The organism is Herbiconiux sp. (assembly GCF_023264855.1).
Classification (GTDB): Bacteria; Actinomycetota; Actinomycetes; order Actinomycetales; family Microbacteriaceae; genus Herbiconiux.
Window position 1 is genome coordinate 1 of the sequence record NZ_JAHFUW010000018.1, and the last position, 18,063, is coordinate 18,063.

General features: G+C 68.6%; 21 protein-coding genes. 5 read left to right on the forward strand and 16 right to left on the reverse strand.

Annotated elements, in window-relative coordinates:
- Window positions 1–99: 99 nt before the first annotated feature.
- From Q0D75_RS09240 to Q0D75_RS09270, 7 genes are all read right to left on the reverse strand, one after another.
- Window positions 100–783, reverse strand: coding sequence for a magnesium chelatase domain-containing protein (locus Q0D75_RS09240; RefSeq protein WP_291052192.1), 684 nt, complete (start codon window positions 781–783; stop codon window positions 100–102).
- Complete coding sequence (locus Q0D75_RS09245; RefSeq protein WP_291052195.1) at window positions 783–1,142, reverse strand: YraN family protein; 360 nt, start codon at window positions 1,140–1,142, stop codon at window positions 783–785. The genes Q0D75_RS09240 and Q0D75_RS09245 overlap by 1 nt, the downstream gene beginning before the upstream one ends.
- 113 nt (window positions 1,143–1,255) lie before the next feature.
- Window positions 1,256–1,579 (reverse strand): DUF2469 domain-containing protein, encoded by a 324-nt coding sequence (locus Q0D75_RS09250; protein WP_291052198.1) that lies wholly within the window; start codon window positions 1,577–1,579, stop codon window positions 1,256–1,258.
- A 12-nt stretch (window positions 1,580–1,591) separates the two neighbouring features.
- Window positions 1,592–2,311, reverse strand: coding sequence for a ribonuclease HII (locus Q0D75_RS09255; protein ID WP_291052201.1), 720 nt, complete (start codon window positions 2,309–2,311; stop codon window positions 1,592–1,594).
- Window positions 2,308–3,189 (reverse strand): signal peptidase I, encoded by an 882-nt coding sequence (gene lepB, locus Q0D75_RS09260; RefSeq protein ID WP_291052204.1) that lies wholly within the window; start codon window positions 3,187–3,189, stop codon window positions 2,308–2,310. Before lepB ends, Q0D75_RS09255 begins: the two co-directional genes overlap by 4 nt.
- An 87-nt stretch (window positions 3,190–3,276) precedes the next feature.
- Window positions 3,277–3,624, reverse strand: coding sequence for a 50S ribosomal protein L19 (rplS, locus tag Q0D75_RS09265; protein ID WP_291052365.1), 348 nt, complete (start codon window positions 3,622–3,624; stop codon window positions 3,277–3,279).
- Window positions 3,625–3,813: 189 nt separating this feature from the next.
- Complete coding sequence (locus Q0D75_RS09270; protein ID WP_291052207.1) at window positions 3,814–4,320, reverse strand: MFS transporter; 507 nt, start codon at window positions 4,318–4,320, stop codon at window positions 3,814–3,816.
- 85 nt (window positions 4,321–4,405) lie between these two features.
- On the opposite strand from Q0D75_RS09270, the gene map reads away from it, so the two are divergent.
- Complete coding sequence (map, locus tag Q0D75_RS09275) at window positions 4,406–5,176, forward strand: type I methionyl aminopeptidase (RefSeq protein WP_291052209.1); 771 nt, start codon at window positions 4,406–4,408, stop codon at window positions 5,174–5,176.
- Window positions 5,177–5,197: 21 nt separating this feature from the next.
- Here the strand turns inward: map and trmD are convergent, their stop codons facing one another.
- The 5 genes from trmD to rpsP form a co-directional block, all read right to left on the reverse strand.
- The gene (gene trmD, locus Q0D75_RS09280) at window positions 5,198–5,944 is read right to left on the reverse strand and encodes a tRNA (guanosine(37)-N1)-methyltransferase TrmD (RefSeq protein ID WP_291052212.1); all 747 of its coding nucleotides are present in this window, start codon (window positions 5,942–5,944) and stop codon (window positions 5,198–5,200) included.
- Window positions 5,945–5,980: 36 nt separating this feature from the next.
- Window positions 5,981–6,592: a DUF559 domain-containing protein gene (locus Q0D75_RS09285; protein ID WP_291052215.1), complete on the reverse strand. Its 612-nt coding sequence runs from the start codon at window positions 6,590–6,592 to the stop codon at window positions 5,981–5,983.
- Window positions 6,593–7,000: 408 nt separating this feature from the next.
- On the reverse strand, window positions 7,001–7,594 hold the full coding sequence (gene rimM / locus Q0D75_RS09290; RefSeq protein ID WP_291052368.1) for a ribosome maturation factor RimM: 594 nt from the start codon (window positions 7,592–7,594) through the stop codon (window positions 7,001–7,003).
- A complete protein-coding gene (locus Q0D75_RS09295; RefSeq protein WP_291052218.1) occupies window positions 7,587–7,823 on the reverse strand; it encodes an RNA-binding protein in 237 nt (78 codons plus the stop codon). The genes rimM and Q0D75_RS09295 overlap by 8 nt, the downstream gene beginning before the upstream one ends.
- 2 nt (window positions 7,824–7,825) lie before the next feature.
- Window positions 7,826–8,293, reverse strand: coding sequence for a 30S ribosomal protein S16 (gene rpsP, locus Q0D75_RS09300; protein WP_291052220.1), 468 nt, complete (start codon window positions 8,291–8,293; stop codon window positions 7,826–7,828).
- Window positions 8,294–8,470: 177 nt separating this feature from the next.
- Between rpsP and Q0D75_RS09305 the strand changes: the two genes are divergently transcribed.
- Entirely contained in the window at window positions 8,471–9,610 is a 1,140-nt protein-coding gene (locus Q0D75_RS09305) for a glutamate--cysteine ligase (protein WP_291052223.1), read from the forward strand.
- A gap of 220 nt (window positions 9,611–9,830) precedes the next feature.
- On the opposite strand, the gene Q0D75_RS09310 is transcribed toward Q0D75_RS09305, so the two are convergent.
- On the reverse strand, window positions 9,831–10,646 hold the full coding sequence (locus tag Q0D75_RS09310; RefSeq protein WP_291052226.1) for an LLM class F420-dependent oxidoreductase: 816 nt from the start codon (window positions 10,644–10,646) through the stop codon (window positions 9,831–9,833).
- Window positions 10,647–10,735: 89 nt separating this feature from the next.
- Window positions 10,736–12,313 carry a signal recognition particle protein gene (gene ffh / locus Q0D75_RS09315; protein WP_291052229.1) on the reverse strand — a complete coding sequence of 526 codons (1,578 nt, stop codon included), beginning with the start codon at window positions 12,311–12,313 and terminating at the stop codon, window positions 10,736–10,738.
- Between the two features lie 126 nt (window positions 12,314–12,439).
- Here ffh and Q0D75_RS09320 point away from each other — a divergent pair, with 126 nt between their 5' ends.
- The 3 genes from Q0D75_RS09320 to Q0D75_RS09330 all read left to right on the forward strand — a co-directional run bounded on the left by Q0D75_RS09320 (window position 12,440) and on the right by Q0D75_RS09330 (window position 15,249).
- The gene (locus Q0D75_RS09320; protein WP_291052232.1) at window positions 12,440–12,865 is read left to right on the forward strand and encodes a MarR family transcriptional regulator; all 426 of its coding nucleotides are present in this window, start codon (window positions 12,440–12,442) and stop codon (window positions 12,863–12,865) included.
- Entirely contained in the window at window positions 12,862–14,223 is a 1,362-nt protein-coding gene (locus Q0D75_RS09325) for an MFS transporter (protein ID WP_291052235.1), read from the forward strand. The genes Q0D75_RS09320 and Q0D75_RS09325 overlap by 4 nt, the downstream gene beginning before the upstream one ends.
- Before the next feature lie 114 nt (window positions 14,224–14,337).
- Window positions 14,338–15,249 (forward strand): LLM class flavin-dependent oxidoreductase, encoded by a 912-nt coding sequence (locus tag Q0D75_RS09330; RefSeq protein WP_291052238.1) that lies wholly within the window; start codon window positions 14,338–14,340, stop codon window positions 15,247–15,249.
- Here Q0D75_RS09330 and Q0D75_RS09335 read toward each other — a convergent pair.
- Window positions 15,242–16,753: an alpha-N-arabinofuranosidase gene (locus Q0D75_RS09335; protein ID WP_291052240.1), complete on the reverse strand. Its 1,512-nt coding sequence runs from the start codon at window positions 16,751–16,753 to the stop codon at window positions 15,242–15,244. The genes Q0D75_RS09330 and Q0D75_RS09335 overlap by 8 nt on opposite strands.
- A 1-nt stretch (window position 16,754) precedes the next feature.
- A complete protein-coding gene (locus Q0D75_RS09340) occupies window positions 16,755–18,053 on the reverse strand; it encodes a family 1 glycosylhydrolase (RefSeq protein ID WP_291052243.1) in 1,299 nt (432 codons plus the stop codon).
- Window positions 18,054–18,063 lie beyond the last annotated feature (10 nt).

Genomic DNA, 18,063 nt, shown 5'->3' on the forward strand with positions numbered 1-18,063 from the left:
CGAGCCCGGGCAGCAGCTTGGCGGGTTCGGGCAGGCGCTGCTTCCGCGCACATGTTTGACGGTAAGCCCCGCCGCTCGAATGCCTTCACGCATACATGGTTAAGGACGTACCCCCGGCGGGCCAAGCATGAAGAGGTGATGGCCGCCGGCCGCCGCGACCACGAGCGCGTCCACGGCATCCGGGTTACCGACCACATCGGCGAGATCGCCCGACACCACCGGAACGGCGGGCACCGGTTGCCGCAGCAGCGGCTCGACCGGTGCGGGGTCCAGCTCGGCACCGTGCCGGATGAGAGCGTCCCGCAGCGATGCGACCGTCATGACCTCCACATCCGGAACCAGGCGCGCCTCGTCTTCGTTGCCGCGCGGCACCACGAAGCGCGTGTACCCGGCGGCACGGCCCGCGACGATCGCGGCGAGAACCCCGTTCATCGGGCGCACCCGCCCGTCGAGGCTCAGCTCACCCAGGTGCACCACCGACTCGATCGCCTCGGAGGAGATCAGACCCTCGGCGGCCAGCACCGCGACGGCGATCGCCAGGTCGTAGGCGCTGCCGTGCTTGGGCAGCGCGGCCGGCGACAGGTTCACGACGATCTTCTTCGCCGGGAGCGGGCAGCCGTCGTTCGCGGCCGCGGCCCGCACCCGGTCTTTGGCGTCGGACAGCGCGGTATCCGGCAGTCCGATGATCTGGAACCCAGGGATGGCGCTCGCGATGTGCGCCTCGACCTCCACGATGGCGCCCGACATGCCCTGCAGCGCCACGGAGAGCGTTCGGCCGACCATCAACACACCCCGCGCAGGTGCTCGATCGACGGCGATCCGCCCGGTGGGCACAGGATGCCGATCACGTCGATGCGTGTCTCGGGCTGCCTGCCGGCCTCCCGCTCCTTCACCCACGCACCCGCCAGCAGGTGCAGGCGTTTGAGCTTCGCCGGGGTGATCGCCTCGAACGGATGCCCGTACGCATCCGAGGTGCGCGTCTTCACCTCGACGATCACGAGGGTGCGGCCGTCATAGGCAACCAGGTCGATCTCACCGACCGGACAGCGCCAATTGCGTTCCACCAGCCGGAAGCCGGATGCCTTCAGATGGTCGGCCGCGAGCTCTTCGCCGCGGAGACCGAGTGCGTCTTTCGCCTTCATGAGTACCTCCGCGACAAGGGTGCGGGAGGCACGGTCGCGGGAGGCGGCGAACGAGTGATCTGTGGAGAAGTCCCCGGTGCTCGGCGCTGTGCAGAACTATCGGGGGGACGCACTTACTCGTCGAGCGCGAGCTCCTTGGGCAGCTCGAAGTCTTTGCTGGAGAGCTCTTCGACGTTCACGTCTTTGAACGTGAGCACCCGCACCGACTTCACGAAACGGTCGGAGCGGTACACGTCCCACACCCAGACATCGTTCATCGTGAGCTCGAAATAGAAGTCGTGCTCGGTGTCGCGCCGGGTGAGCTCGACCTCGTTCGCGAGATAGAAACGCCGCTCCGTCTCGATCACGAACTTGAATTGCGAGACGACATCGCGGTACTCGCGGTACAGAGCCAGCTCGACCTCGCGGTCGTAGTCTTCGAATTCGTCGTCGTCCATCGTGGCTCCAGTCTAGGCCGCGGATTCGCCGTCGGAGACGCCGGCCTCCTCGAACCCGTCCAGCATCACCGCGGTCTCCCCCGCCGTGATGCCGGAAAGCCAGCTGTGCCGGTGCAGGTCGGTGGGCCCCAGCGACAGGATCGCCGTCCGGTGCTCTTCGCTGCCGTAGCCCTTGTTGCGCGCCCAGCCGTAGGCGGGGTGCACGGCGTCGTGCTCCACCATCATGCGGTCGCGCGCGACCTTCGAGATCACCGAGGCGGCCGCCACCGAGGCGCAGTCACGGTCGCCCTTGACCTGGGTGTGCACGGTCAGCGGATACGGCACCGCCCGCGACAGCCAGTCGAAATGACCGTCCAGGATGACCGGCACGGCCGAGACGTCGATGCCGGCCAGCACGATCTCGGCCAGCGCCCGGGCGCCTGCGAGGCCCAGGCAGGCGGTGATGCCGATGCGGTCGATCTCCTCCGCCGAGGCGTAGCCCACAGCGTGGGCGACACCCCACGATCCGGCGATCGGCGCGAGCGTCTCGCGACGCGCTTCCGAGAGCATCTTCGAATCGCGCAGGCCCTTCGGCACACGAGTCGACCGGCGAACCTCGAGCACGCAGATACCGACGGCGACCGGACCCGCCAGCGCACCACGGCCGACCTCGTCGCAGCCGATGATCAGGCCGTCCTGCCGGCCGAGCAGCCGGCGCTCCAGCGCGAGCGTCGGATCGGCGACCGGGCTCATCGCGACGAACTCCCCACCAGCGGCAGCACGGGCGCCGAGACGGCCGCCTGCGCGGTGGCGGCAGCCGAATCGGTGCCGCTGCCCGTGTCCGCCTCGCCGGAGGGAGCCGACGCCGCCGGCGCCGGCGCATCCGGAATCCCGCTGAACACGCTGCCGTAGTTGTCGAGCCAAGCCCAATGGTCGATCGGCCAGGTCACCAGGATGGCCCGCCCCACCACGTTGCCCACCGGCACGAAACCCTTGCCCGGCTTCTCTTGGTTGAAGCGCGAATCGGCCGAGTTGTAGCGGTTGTCGCCCATCACCCAGAGCGAATCGGCGGGGACGGTGATGTCGAAGGGCTCCTGCGAGACGGCGGAGACGCCATCCGGGAGCTTGAGATAGGCCGACTCGTCCAGCGGCACGCCGTTCACCGACATCTGGCCGAGCGCGTTGCAGCACACCACGTTGTCGCCCGGCAGGCCGATGACGCGTTTGATGAGGTGGTCGTTGGCGTCGTCGGCCGCGAGGCCCACGCCCTCCAGCACCCAGTCGACCGCGGCGGCGAGCGGGTTCTTCTCGGGCTCGGCGACGGCATTCAGCCAGCCCCCCGGGTCTTTGAACACGACGACGTCGCCATGGGACAAGGGCAGGAGGCTCGGCTCGAGCTGGTTGACCAGGATGCGGTCGTTGATCTGGAGCGTGTTCTCCATCGACCCGGAGGGGATGTAGAACGAGCGCACCAGAAAGGTCTTGATCAGCACCGAGGCGAGCAGGGCGATCACGAAGATGATGAGCAGATCGCGGGCGAACAGCCACGCGCTCTTGGACCGCCTCGACCGGCGATCCCCCGCGCCGTCGCCGCCGCTGTGTTCGTGCGATGGCACGGATGTTTCTGTCATTTAACCGCCTGAGCTCCCGGACCACTGTAGTGGTCGGGAGCTCAGGATAACTCGTGTCGTGACCGGGTCACGCAGCGAATTCGGAGACTACGCGTCGCGCTTCTCTTTGATCTTCGCCTTCTTGCCACGGAGGTTGCGCAGGTAGTACAGCTTCGCGCGACGCACGTCACCGCGGGTGACGACCTCGATGTGGTCGATGACCGGCGAGTGCACCGGGAAGGTCCGCTCGACGCCGACCTGGAAGCTGACCTTGCGGACCGTGAAGGTCTCGCGCACGCCCTCGTTCTTGCGGGCGATGACGACGCCCTGGAACACCTGGATACGCGAGCGCGTACCTTCGACGATGTTCACGTGCACCTTGACGGTGTCACCGGCGCGGAAGTCGGGGATGTCGCTCTTGAGCGATGACGCATCGACGTTGTCGAGGATATGCATGGTGTTGTTCGCAATCTGTACCCGCCACAGGTCGAGCACGGCTTCGTTGTCAAAAAGAGGAGTGCCCGCGAGTTGCTGGTTCCCCTGTGGCAGAACCTGGCCGTGGCACAAGGGTCAATTGTGCCACAGATCGGCGAGGCGGCGCAAAGCAGTCCGGGACCGGGGCCGACCGCGGCACGAGGCGGCGGGTCAGACGCGAGGCGGAGCGGGCCTGTCCGAGGCCTGGATGACGATGTACTCGCCATCCGCGCGCGGCGGCCGAGCCGACTGCACCGGGGTCTGGATGCGGCTCGCCTGCTCTTCGAAACCGGCCAGCACGGTGCGCACCCGGCGCCTGGTCTCGACCACGAGCTGGATGATGCCGCTCCAGAACAGCGCGATGACGGCTACCACGGCGAGCGTGCCGAGCAGCGCTGTCGCCGGCGTGAAGAAGCCGACGGCGATGATGAGACCGTGCAGCACCGTCAGGAGCGCGACGTCGAGCCAGGAGACCGCTCGCTCGGCGCGCACGTCTTTGCGCGCGAAGATGAGGCCGGCGGTGGCCAGCATGCCGACCGTGAGCATCATGACCCCCACGATCAGCCCGATGATCTGCCAACCGGTGGCCGCGAACACGCCCCAGCCGACCAGGATCCACGCGGGGAGGATCACCGCGGCCGGGAACTGCCAGTAGAAGAAAGCCCGTCGGATGAACACCCTTCAAGGGTATGCAGCCAGTCCGCATGTTCGCTGTGACCCAGGTGGGTAGGGTCTTCATGAAGCTTTTGCGAAGGAGACCACCATGATCGAGCTCAAGACGCCGGCCGAGATCGAGCAGATGCGCCCCGCCGGGGCGTTCGTGGCCTCCGTGCTCACCGAGCTCGCCGCCCGGGCCGCCGTGGGCGTCAACCTGCTGAAGCTCGACAAGATCGCGCACGACATGATCCGCGCCCGTGGCGCCGAGTCGTGCTACATCGACTACCACCCCTCGTTCGGCGCCTCCCCCTTCGGCAAGGTGCTCTGCACCAGCGTGAACGACGCCGTGCTGCACGGCCTGCCGCACGACTACGCACTCCGCGACGGCGACGTGCTGAGCGTCGACTTCGCGGCATCCGTCGACGGCTGGGTCGCCGACTCGGCGCTGACGGTCATCGTCGGCACGCCGCGCTCGGAGGAGGACACCCGGCTGATCCAGGTGACGACGGATGCGCTGGCCGCCGGCATCGCCGCCGCCCAGCCGGGCAACAAGATCGGCGACATCTCCGCCGCCATCGGCGCGGTCGCCACGGCCGCGGGCTACGGCGTCAACACCGACTTCGGCGGGCACGGCGTGGGGCGCACGATGCACGGCGACCCGCACATCCCGAACCAGGGACGCGCCGGGCGCGGACTGCCGCTGCGACCGGGGCTCGTGATCGCGATCGAGCCGTGGTTCCTCGAGACGACCGACAAGATCTACACCGACAAGGACGGGTGGACACTGCGCTCGGCCGACGGGTCGGTGGGTGCGCACATGGAGCACACGGTGGCCATCACCGAAGACGGGCCGCTGATCCTCACCGCCCGCGGCTGAGGCCACCGGGCCGGCTCGACGCTATTCGTTGGGCAGCAGGTCGGGAGGCAGCAGATCCGGCCGCACCCGGGTCGTGCGCTCGATCTGCTGCGTACGCCGCCAGTCGGCGATGGCCTTGTGGTTGCCGCTCAGCAGGATCGGCGGCACTTCGAGCCCGCGCCAGGCGGCGGGCTTTGTATAGCTCGGATACTCGAGCAGGCCGTCTTCGTGCGACTCCTCGACGAGACTCTCCGGGTTGCCGACGACACCCGGGATGAGCCGGCCGATCGCCTCGACCATGGCCATCACGGCGACCTCGCCGCCGTTCAGCACGTAGTCACCGATGCTCACCAGGCGCACCTCGGCGCGGGTGGCGGTGTGGTCGAAGACGCGCTGGTCGATGCCCTCATAGCGACCGCAGCCGAACACGAGGTGCTCGCGCTGGGCGAGCTCGCGTGCCATCGCCTGCGTGAAGACGGTGCCCGCCGGCGACGGGAAGATGACGACGGGGGCCTCAGCGGATGAGACGATCTCGCCCTCCTCACCGGCCGACGTTGCATCCGGACCCAGGATCGCATCCAGCGCCTCGCCCCACGGCTCGGGCTTCATCACCATGCCGGCTCCGCCGCCGTATGGAGTGTCGTCGACCGTGCGATGCCGGTCATGCGTGAACTCGCGCAGGTTGTGCGCGGTCACCTCGAGCAGACCGGTCTGGCGGGCCTTGCCGAGCAGCGAGATGTCGAGCACGTCGAAGAACTCGGGGAAGATCGTGACGACGTCGATGCGCATCCCCTCAGCCTATCCGCGCCGCCGATCCGCCCCGGCTCAGAGGGTGATCGCGAGCCCGGCCTTGTGATGCTTCGGCGACCAGCGGTGCTCGTCGCGCCCCATCATCTCCCGGATCAGCGCGACGACCCTGCCCCACTCCCCCATCACCTGGTCGTACGTGAGGCGGATGATGGCGCACCCGCGTTCATGCAGGATGAGGTCGCGGCGTCGGTCCTCGTCGTAGGCCTCGTCGCTCGAGTGCCACTCGCGACCGTCGAGCTCCACCACGAGCCGGTCGCCGACCAGCAGGTCGACGAAGCCCACCCCCGCCACCTTCACCTGGCTGCGGTAGGGGATGTTGTATCGGCGCAGCCCCAGCCGCGCCTTCGTCTCCAGCCCGGACTGCGCGGCCGGGTCGACGAGGTCGAGGTAGCTGCGGTACGAACTGGGCAGCTCGCTCATCAGGAACTCGAGCTCGGTGCGGGAGATGCGCTTATTGTTCAGCGCGGAGTCGAGGCTGACTATGGCGTCGGCCTTGCTCTGGCAGCCCACGGCGTGCAGAAGCGCCCACTCGATGGAGTCGACGGGGCCCTCCGGCTCGTCGAGCCCGTACGCGCGGCGCGACCGGTGCAGCACGACGCCCCACCGCTCAGGATCGCCGAGCGGCACCGCCCGATCGTGTGGCGCCGAGAGGCCTCGAGCGGTGGATGCGACGCGAACGTGGAGTCGATGATCGCGCACGCTCCACAGTTTCTCGTTCTGCAGCACCGAGAGACAGCTGAGGCGACCGCCGACACGGACCGCGCGCACGACGTCCTCAGGTGCCCCCTGAAGCCCCACCCATCCGTACCGGATCCGCTGAATGTCGCCGAGACGGACGGCCCGTGTGATCGCCCTCAGGGGCACGCCCCGCGCCTGAAGTTGAACGGTCGAGGCGACCCCGCCTTCGAGGGTTAGCTCTTCTAAAACACGAGTCATTCTCACATGATCGGGTGTGCGGTTCGAATATGCAGAAATAACGAGGAGCGATGCCGTATATGGCACCGCTCCTCGTTATTTCTGCAAGTTTGAACCGGACTAGTCGGCTACCGGCTCCTCGGGAGCCTCGGGCGGCCCGTCGTCCGGCTCGTCGGGGAGCTCCTCGAAGAGGCCGGCCGGGGGCGTGACCGTCACCACGCCCGCCGCGAGGTCGACCGAGGGCACGATCGCCTTGACGAACGGCACCATCACCTCGCCCGCAGGGGTCTTGACGATCAGCAGGTCTTGCGCCGGCAGGTGCTCGACCAGCCGCACGGTTCCGATCTGCTCGCCGTCGCGCACCACCTTGAGGCCGACGAGCTGGTGGTCGTACCAGGCGTCTTCCTCATCGGAGACCGCGTCTTCGTCGAGGTCGATCCAGAGGATCGCCTTGACGAGGGCCTCGGCCGCCGAGCGGTCGGGGACTCCTTTGAAGAAGCCCACCGGATGCCCGTTGTACATGCGCAGTTCGGCCAGCTCGAGGGTCTTGCCGTGCCACGGCGACGACGTGGGCACCTGGAGGGTGAACACCGCGCCCGGAACGAAGCGTCGCTCCGGGTCGTCGGTGAACAGCTCCAGCTTCATGGCGCCCTTGAGGCCATGGGCTTTCGTGAGGCGACCCACTCGCAGTTGGGTCTTGTTGTTCTCAGTAATCGGTGTCCACCACGTCTACACGCACGCGCTTGCCATCGGCCAGCGCCGTCACGAGGGTGCGCAGCGCCTTGGCGGTGCGACCCGAGCGCCCGATCACGCGGCCGAGGTCGTCGGGGTGCACGCGCACCTCGAGAACCTCGCCACGCGGCGAGCTCTTCGTGATGACCCGCACCTCACCGGGATTGTCGACAATCCCCTTGACGAGGTGCTCGAGAGCGGGAGCGAGCAAGGTCAGGCCTTGTCCGCGGCGTCTTCGACGGCTTCGACAGCGGCCTCGTTGGCCTCGGTGTCGGTCGCGGCGGCAGCCTCGGCGTCGGCAGCAGCCTCGGCCTCGACGGCGGCGGGCTTCTCGGCCTTCGGCTTCAGCACCGGCTTCTTCTTCTCGTCGGCGACGAAGGCTTCCTTCTCGCCCTTGACGCGAACGGTGGAGACCGCGTCCTTGTCGCCCTTGAACTTGCCCCAGTCGCCCGTGAGCTTCAGGAGCGCGGCGACCTGCTCGGTCGGCTGTGCGCCGACGGAGAGCCAGTACTGCGCGCGGTCGGAGTCGACCTTGATCACCGAGGGCTCCTCGGTGGGGTGGTACTGACCGATCTCCTCGATCACTCGACCGTCGCGCTTGGTGCGCGAGTCGGCGACGACGATGCGGTAGTAGGGCGCACGGATCTTGCCGAGGCGCTTCAGACGGATTTTGACAGCCACAATTCTCCTGTGTGTTCTTCGTGATTGGGCGAACCGACAGCCGTGAGCGTGGGGGCACACTCGGCAAAAGCTCTAAGGGAATCTGCCCGCCTGATTAGAGGGTCGGGCGGGAACAGACTCGACTGGCTATTCTGACAGAGATTGCAGTCGAAGCGGTAATTTCCTGAAAGGCTCCCTATGCAGATCACCTTCGCCGAGTCGACGCGATCCACTCTCGGCATCGAGTGGGAGGTCGCCCTGGTCGAGCAGAGCTCGGGCGATCTGGTCTCGGTGGCGGGCGAGGTGCTCGAGACCCTGCAGGGGGCGGACGGCAGCCCGCATCCGCAGATCACCGGCGAACTGCTGCTCAACACCGTCGAACTGGTCACCCGGGTGCACGAGCGCGTCGGCGACGCCGTCGACGACCTGCAGGCCCAGCTCGCCGAGGTGCGCGCCATCACCGACCCGCTCGACGTCGAGCTGATGTGCGCCGGTTCGCACCCCTTCGGCCAGTGGTTCGAGCAGACCGTGACCGACAAGGAGCGGTACCACAAGCTCATCGACCGCACCCAGTGGTGGGGCCGCAACATGATGATCTGGGGCATCCACGTGCACGTCGGAATCGACGACCGCGAGAAGGCCCTGCCGATCGTGAACTCACTGCTCAACTACTACCCGCACCTGCAGGCGCTCAGCGCGTCGAGCCCGTTCTGGGGCGGCGTGAACACCGGATACGCCAGCAACCGCGCACTGATGTTCCAGCAGCTGCCGACGGCCGGCCTGCCCTACCAGTTCGGCAGCTGGGCGAACTACGAGGAGTACGTGGCCGACCTGATCAAGACCGGCGTCATCAGCGACCACACCGAGGTGCGCTGGGACATCCGGCCGAGCCCCCAGTGGGGCACCGTCGAGATGCGCGCCTGCGACGGCCTCTCCAGCCCCGAGGAGATCGGCGCGGTGGCCGCTCTCATCCAGTGCCTGGTCGACGACATGTCCCAGCGCCTCGACGACGGCGAAGAACTGCCGACGATGCAGCCGTGGTTCGTGCGCGAGAACAAGTGGCGCGCCGCCCGCTACGGCATGGAAGCCGAGATCATCCTCAACTCCGCCGGCGACGAGCAGCTGGTGACGGATGCCGTACGCGGCGAGCTCGAACGCCTCGCGCCGGTCGCCGAGCGGCTGGGCTGCGCGGCCGAACTGGATCAGGTGAACCTGATCCTCGAGCACGGGGCGAGCTACCAGCGGCAGCTGCGCGTGGCGGAGGAGAACGGCGGGAGTCTGCGGGCGGTGGTGGCGTCGCTGACCAAGGAACTGCGGCACGGGTTGGGGGTGCGGTAGGGCACGTCAGTGGTTGTTCGTGGGTGGCATGTCGCGCTGTGTTAGCTGCCGGGGCGCCGGGCTTCGCTCGGCGTCCCGGGTCGCGCCGGTCCCTGCCCGGCGCGACGCGACATGTGAGCGCGCGGTCGGTGGACGCGGCCTGCGGTCGCATCCCCCGGCCACACGCTCACCTTGGGTAGGCGAGTACGGCCTGGAACGTTTGTTGCGCGGCTTCCGTTGTTCAGTTCGTGACGCTGTCGCGCCACTTCACGAGGTCGCGGACGCCGCGCATGTCTTTTGCGAGGTCGGGGCCTGTTATTCCTAGGGTGAAGAGGGTTACTCCGAGCTCTAGCTGGCGGTCCATGTCGGGGAGGGCGTCGCCTCGGGCTCCGCGGGTGCCGACCGAGATCTCGATGTCGGAGAAGTCGCGGTCGACCTTTTCGCACCACTCACGCAGGATGCCGAGCTTGCGCTCGAGCGTCTCGGTGTCGGCGAAGGAGTGCCAGATGTCGGCGTGCTGGGCGACGATGCGGAGGGTCTTCTTCTCTCCGCCACCGCCGATCAGCACAGGGATGTCGCGGGTGGGCGCGGGGTTGAGCTTGGCCCAGCGCGCCTCGATTCGCGGCAGCGCCTCCGAGAGCGCGTCCAGGCGCTGGCCGGCCGTGCCGAACTCGTAGCCGTACTCGTCGTAGTCGCGCTCGAACCAGCCTGAACCGATGCCGAAGATGAGACGGCCCTCGGCGCCGTCCTTGGCGCTGATGTGGTCGACCGTCCGCGCCATGTCGGCCAGCAGGTCGGGGTTGCGGTAGCTGTTGCAGGTCACCAGCGGGCCGAACTGGATGCGCGACGTCTGCTCGGCCCAGGCGGCGAGCATCGTCCAGCCCTCGAAGTGCAGGCCGTCGGGCTCGCCCGAGAGGGGGTAGAAGTGGTCCCAGTTGAACGCGATGTCGACGCCGAGGTCTTCGAGCTCGGCGAGGGTGTCGCGGATGGTGGCGTAGGAGCTGTGCTGCGGGGCGATCTGCACGCCGATGCGCACCGGACGAGAAGAAGTTGTCATGGGGCAAGCATATGCACGCCCGGGGGAACACGGGATGACGTGCGGTGCCCGAAACCGGGACTCGCGACCCCGGCCTCAGGCGACAGAACTCAGCGCAGGAAGCGCTGCAGAGCCTCGAGCTCTTCGGGGCTCGGGTTCGGCGTGCCGTCGGCCGCCTTGCTGCCGAGGCCGAAGCCCGCTCCCCCACCGGTGCCCGCGGCCACGGCCGGCTTCTCACCGGAGGCCCGTGCCGCGTTCTCGGCGGCGCGCTTGGCCGGGTTGCCCGACCGCGATCCGCTCTTTTTCTTGGCCTGCTGCTTGCCGCGCCCGCCGCCGAAACCGGCACCCGGGATGGGGCCCATGCCGGGCACGTTGGGCATCCCGCCCTTGGCCACGGTCTTCATCATCTTCGCGGCCTGCTCGAAGCGCTGCACGAGCGAGTTCACCTCGGTGACGGTCATGCCCGACCCCTTGGCGATGCGCAGGCGGCGCGATCCGTTCAGCAGCTTGGGGTTCTTGCGCTCGGCCTTGGTCATCGACTGGATGATCGCCTCGGTGCGCACGATCTCCCGCTCGTCGAAGTTCTCGAGCTGCTGCTTGAGACCGCCGGCGCCCGGAAGCATGCCCATCATCTTCTTGATCGAGCCGACGTTGCGCAGCTGCTGCATCTGCTTCAGGAAGTCGTCGAGCGTGAAGTTGTCGGTCGCGAACTTCTCCGCGACCGCACGCGCCTCTTCTTCATCGAAGGCCGACTGGGCCTGCTCGATGAGGGAGAGGATGTCACCCAGGTCCAGGATGCGCGACGCCATCCGGTCGGGATAGAACGGCTCGAAGTCGTCGAGCGTCTCACCCGTCGAGGCGAAGATGATCGGGCGGCCGGTGACCGAGGCCACCGAGAGCGCCGCACCACCGCGGGCGTCGCCGTCGAGCTTGGTGAGCACGACGCCGGTGAAGTCGACGCCCTCCTGGAAGGCACGGGCCGTGGCCACGGCATCCTGACCGATCATCGCGTCGATCACGAAGAGCACCTCGTCGGGGTCGACGGCCTTGCGGATGTCGGCGGCCTGCTTCATCATGTCGGCGTCGACACCCAGACGGCCGGCGGTGTCGATGATGACGGTGTCGTACTGCTTGTCGACGGCGTACTTGATCGAGTCCTTGGCCACGCGAACGGGGTTGCCGACGCCGTTGCCGGGCTCGGGAGCGAAGACCGGCACGCCCGCCTGGCCGCCCACGATCTGCAGCTGGTTGACCGCGTTGGGCCGCTGGAGGTCGGCGGCCACGAGGATCGGCGTGTGGTTGTCTTTCGCGAGCCACTTGGCGAGCTTGCCGGCGAGCGTGGTCTTACCCGCACCCTGCAGGCCCGCGAGCATGATGATGGTCGGGGGCTTCTTCGCGAACTCGAGCCGGCGCTGCTGGCCGCCGAGGATCGTGACGAGCTCCTCGTTGACGATCTGCACCACCTGCTGCGCCGGGTTCAGCGCCTTGTTCACCTCGTCGCCGAGGGCGCGCTCGCGCACCTTGCCGGTGAACTCCTTCACGACCTCCAGCGCGACGTCGGCGTCGAGCAGGGCGCGGCGGATCTCGCGAACGGTCGAGTCGACATCCGCCGGGCTCAGCTTTCCCTTCGTGCGGAGGTTCTTGAAGGTTTCGGCGAGCCTGTCCGAGAGATTTCCAAAAGTAGCCATCGTGCACCCAGTTTAACCGTTCGGACGCCGCTCGGGATCGCGCCCAGGGCGAACGCTCTTGGCGAACCGGTCGACGGATGCGCGTGATTCATTCATTAGCAAGGCTAATTAGCGTATGCTAAATACATGCCGTCATCCCACGACCACCCCCTCAGCGCCGAGCTGCGCGTCGCCGTGCAGCGGCTCTCGAGGCGGCTTCGCCAGGAGAAGGCCGACGACGAGCTGAGCGATTCGCAGTCGAGCGTGCTCGCATACCTCTTGCGCAGCGGCGCCCGCACGCCCGCCGAGCTCAGCGCCTTCGAGCACGTCACACCTCCCTCGATGAACCGCACGCTCAACGCCCTGCAGACCGCGGGCTACGTCGTTCGTACGCCCGACGAGGCCGATGGCCGCAAGGTGATCGTGACGCTGACGGGTGCCGGCCGCGACTTCGTGGTCGAGACGCGCCGCCGCCGCGACGAGTGGCTGGAGCAAGGGCTCGCCACGCTCTCCCCCGCCGAGCTCGCGCTGCTCGCCCAGGCCGCACCGATCATCCGGAAGCTCACCGAATGAGCGCCATGTTCCGCTCGCTCGCGGGCATCGACTACCGCATCTGGTTCGCGGGTGCCCTGGTGTCGAACGTGGGCACCTGGATGCAGCGCACCGCCCAGGACTGGATCGTGCTCACCGAGCTCAGCGACCACGACGCGGTCGCGCTCGGCATCACCACCGCGTTGCAGCTCGGCCCGCAGCTGCTGCTCGTGCCCGTGTCGGGCCTGATCGCCGACCGCTTCGACCGTCGGCACGTGCTGATGGCCACCCAGCTGGCGATGGGCCTGCTGGGTGCGGGGCTCGGTCTGATCGTGCTTCTGGGCGTCGCCCAGCTCTGGATCGTGTACGTATTCGCCCTGCTGCTCGGCATCGCGTCGGCGATCGACGCGCCGGTGCGCCAGACCTTCGTGTCGGAGCTCGTGGCCGGGCCGAACCTCGGCAACGCCGTGGCGCTGAACTCGGCCTCCTTCAACGCGGCGCGCACCATCGGCCCGGCCGTCGCCGGCCTGCTCGTGGTGGCCGTCGGCGCAGGCTGGGTGTTCCTCATCAACGCCGTGAGCTTCGCGGCGGTGCTCGTGTCGCTCAAGGCGATCCGGCCGGCGCGGCTCGTACCCGTGGCGCGGGCGCCCCGGGCGAAGGGGCAGCTGCTGGAGGGCTTCCGGTACGTGCGCGGGCGGCCCGACCTGATGATCATCATGGTGATCGTGTTCGTGATCGGCACCTTCGGCTTCAACTATCAGATCTTCACTTCGACGATGGCGACGGTGGAGTTCGGCCTCGACTCGGCCGGCTTCGGCGTGCTCACCTCGGTGATGGCGATCGGCTCCGTGGCCGGAGCGCTCGTGTCGGCGAGCCGCGACAAGCCGCGGGTGCGACTGGTGTTCATCGCGTCCGCCGGTTTCGGGGTGAGTGCTCTGCTGGCCGCGCTCTCGCCCTCGTACTGGCTGTTCGCCGGGGCGCTCGTGCTGATCGGCTTCGCCGGACAGATCCTGATGACCACCGCCAACGGCACGGTGCAGACCACGACCGACCCGCGGATGCGCGGCCGCGTGATGGCCCTGTACATGGCCATCTTCATGGGCGGCACCCCGATCGGGGCACCGCTGCTCGGCGCCGTGGCGAACACGCTCGGCCCGCGGTGGGCGCTCGGCGTGGCGGCGCTGGCCGGGATCGTGGCGTTCGGGATCGGGATGGTGTGGCTGGCCGTGTACCGCGATGCCCGCATCCGTCTGGTCGGCCAGCGCCCGCGGCTGGTGTTCGGAGCGCGTGACCGGATGGCGGGCTCGCTCACCGCGACCGGGTCGTTCCGCGCCGTGCCGCCCCGCGAGGAACTGGCCGAAGACCTCGAGCTCGACGAGGCGGAGGCCCGCCGCGCCTGACGGCGTTCACTCCAGCGAGTCAGAGCCCGAGCTCGTGCACTATGGCAGAGCTTGCCCTCAGACTCGCTGGGGGGAACCGAGAACCCTGCCGGAGCCCCGTGCCAGACTCGCAGCATGCGCCACGGAATCGTCATCCTGCCCCAAGACCCCTGGATCGAAGGCCGCCGTAAGTGGCAGCTCGCCGAGGAGCTCGGCTTCGACCACGCCTGGACCTACGACCACCTCTCGTGGCGCTCGCTCGCCGGGGAACCGTGGGGCGCCACCGTGCCGACGCTGACGGCCGCCGCGACCGCGACCTCGCGCATCCGGCTCGGCACCTTCGTGGCCTCGCCGAACTTCCGGCATCCGGTGCCCTTCGCCAAAGAGCTGGCGACGGTGGACGAGATCGCCGCTGGGCGACTGACCTTGGGCGTCGGATCGGGCGGCACCGGGTTCGACGCCTTCGTGCTCGGCCAGGCGGAGCTGACACCCCGTCAGCGGCACGAACGCTTCGCCGAGTTCGTGGAGCAGCTGGATACCCTGCTGCGCTTCGAGACCGACTCCGAATCCGACTCGGGCGAGGCCGACTCACCCGAGCCCCAGGGCTTCTCGTTCGAGGGCGAGTGGTACACCGCCAAGGACGCGCGGATGGTCGGCACCCCCGCCCAGACGCCCCGCCTGCCGTTCGTGCTCGCCGCGAACGGGCCGAAGGGACTCGCCCTCGTCGCGCGCTTCGGCCAGGGCTGGGTGACCACCGGCCCCGAGGGCCGCACCGGCGAGGAGTGGTGGAGCGCCGTGGCCGAGCTCGCGGGGCGCCTGGACGACGCGGCCGTCGCATCCGGCCGCGATCCCGGCACGATCGACCGCTATCTCTCGCTCGACTCCGGCGGCACGTACTCCCTCAGCAGCGTCGGCGCCTTCCAGGAGCTGTCGGGGCGCGCCGGCGAGCTCGGGTTCACCGACGTGATCGCCCACTGGCCGCGGCACGACGGCATCTACGCCGGCTCGGAGGACGTGCTGCGGGAAGCGGCCTCCCGCCTCAGCTGAGCGTGATCACCGTCCACGACACCGGCGGCAGCTCGATCGTGGCCACGCCGTCGCCGAGCACCAGGGTGTCGTTCACGACCATGCCCACGCGCTCCGGGTTCTCGAGGGTGTTGACGGCGTGGACGTCGGTGTCGGCGAGCGTCTGAGCCACGGCATCCGTCACCGGCGCCGTGCAGCTGAGATCGAGCTCCAGGGTCGCGGTTTCGCTCTGCGAGCGGTTCACCACGAAGATGCTGGTGCGACCGGTGGCCTCGTCGACCGTGGTGACGGCGTCGAGGGTGGGCACCGATCCGTAGTCGGCGGTGTCGTAGCGCTCGCATTCGACGCGGGTCGTCACCGTGCTTCCGGTGGCCAGCGCCGAGGTGAGGGCGAACGGGAAGAAGGTGGTCTGCTTCCAGGCGATGCCGCCGGGCTCGGTCATGATCGGCGCGATCACGTTCACCAGCTGCGCGAGCGAAGCGCTCTTGACGCGATCGGCGCGCTTGAGCAGCGAGATCAGCAGGTTGCCCACCACCACGGCATCGGCCACCGTGTAGGCGTCTTCGAGCAGCCGGGGCGCCACCGGCCAGTTGTCGGCGCCGGTGAGCTTGTCGACCTTCTCGAAGCGCTCGTTGTACCAGACGTTCCACTCGTCGAAGGAGATGTTCACGACGTGGTCGCTGCCCTTCACGGCCTTGACGTGATCGATGGTGGCGACGACGGACTCGATGAACGCGTCCATGTCGACGGCGGAGGCCAGGAAGCTGCCGAGGTCGCCGTTCTTCTCCTCGTAGTAGGCGTGGCAGGAGATGTAATCGACGTCGTCGTAGGTGTGGTTCAGCACCACCCGCTCCCACTCGCCGAAGGTGGGCATGTGCCGGCTCGACGAGCCGCACACCACGAGCTCCAGCGTGGGGTCGAAGGCGCGCATGGCCCGGGCGGTCTGCGCGGCGAGCTTGCCGTAGTCGTCGGCGGAGCGGTGGCCGAGCTGCCACGGGCCGTCCATCTCGTTGCCGAGGCACCACATCCGCACGTCGAAGGGCTCGCGGCGGCCGTTCGCCGCACGGCGGTCGGCGAGCGCCGTTCCCTGCGCCAGGTTGGAGTACTCGAGCAGATCGAGGGCCTCGAGAGTGCCGCGGGTACCGAGGTTCACGGCGAGCATGAGCTCGCTGCCCACCGACTCGAGCCACGACGAGAACTCGTGCAGCCCCACCTCGTTCGACTCGGTGGAGTGCCAGGCCAGGTCCAGGCGCGCGGGCCGCTCGGCCACCGGGCCCACGCTGTCCTCCCAGCGGAAGCCCGACACGAAGTTGCCCCCGGGGTAGCGGATGGCGCTGACCCCGAGCTGTTCGACGAGCTCGATGACGTCGCCGCGGAAGCCCCGCTCGTCGGCGGCCGGATGGCCGGGCTCGTAGAGGCCGTCGTAGACGCTGCGCCCCAGGTGCTCCACGAAGGAGCCAAAGACGCGGCGGTTGACCGCGCCGATGGGCAGGCGCGGGTCGAAGATCAGTCGTGCGGTGGCCATCTCAGCCTTTCGAGGTGGGGGTGGAGGAATCGGATGCCGCGAGCGCGTGCTCGCGGAAACGGGCGGCGACGGGGTTCTCGCGCCGAACGAGCGGGCCGCCGGCATCGGGGTCGCTGGGCTCGACGAGGTCGTAGAGGCCCATGCTGAGCTGGTGGGCGGCGCGCGGGGCGGTGCTGTGCCGGTAGGTCCACTCGTACATGTCGAACAGCGGCCACCAGGTGTAGCCGACGACCGGCAGCCCCTCGGCGCGCGCCGTCTGAACAGCCGCCACCGAGGCATCCAGCCACCGGATGCGCGCCTCGGGTGAGTCGGTGACGCAGGTCTCGGTGACCATGACCGGGGCGCCGTAACGGGAGGCGTAGGTGCGCAGCGAGGCGATCAGCCCCTCGGTGCCGTCGTCGAGCGTTGGTCGCGGGTCGGCGAAGCCGCCGCCGTGGGTCACGCCCGCCTCGAACAGCTCGGTCGAGTGCCGCGGGTAGTAGTTGACCCCCATCACGTCGGGGCGGACGGCGTTCTCGGCGAACCAGGCGAGGGAGTCGTCTGAAACCCCGTTCGCGCTCAGCAGGGGGCGGAGCGGATGGTCGTCGGCCACCGATCCGGTGACCAGGTCCTCGACCAGGAAGGCCTGGTGCCGCAGCCGCTCGGCGGTCTCGCGGTGCTCGGGCGCATCCGTGTCGCCGGCGTAGCGGAGCGTGGCGTCGACGTGCACGAAGGTCGCCGCGTCTCCCAGCACCTCGGCGATGCCGCGCTGGGTGAGCACGAAGCCGCGGGCCAGCGCGGTCGAGATCGACACGAGACCGCGGGGACCGCTGAGGTAGGGCGGCCAGTAGGCGTACTCGCCGCTGAACAGCGCGTGGATCATCGGCTCGTTCACGGGCGTGTAGTCGGTGGCCACGTCACGGTAGCGCTCGGCGACCGCCACGGCGTACTCGGCGACGCGCTGGGGGTAGTCCGGATGCGCGAACTCGCCCTCCAGCCAGAGCGGCGTTCCGTAGTGCAGCAAGTCGACGATCGGGCGCAAGCCGTGCTCGCCGAAGGAGGCCATCGCGCGGTCCAGCCACGACCAGTCCCACTCCCCCGGCGCCGGATTCACCCGGTGCCAGGGGATGCCCCAGCGCAGGAACGAGGCGCCGACGCCCGCGGCGAGCGCGAAGTCGGTGTCGAACTGCTCGTAGTGCTCGGTGAGCTCGTACTCGTCGACGGCCCGTTCGCCCGGACGCTCCTGGGGCACGAAGGTGTCTTCGATGCCGAGGCCGAAGTGCATCCGGCCGTCGTCGAACCATTTGGTGGTGTGGGTCATAGGTGTCTCC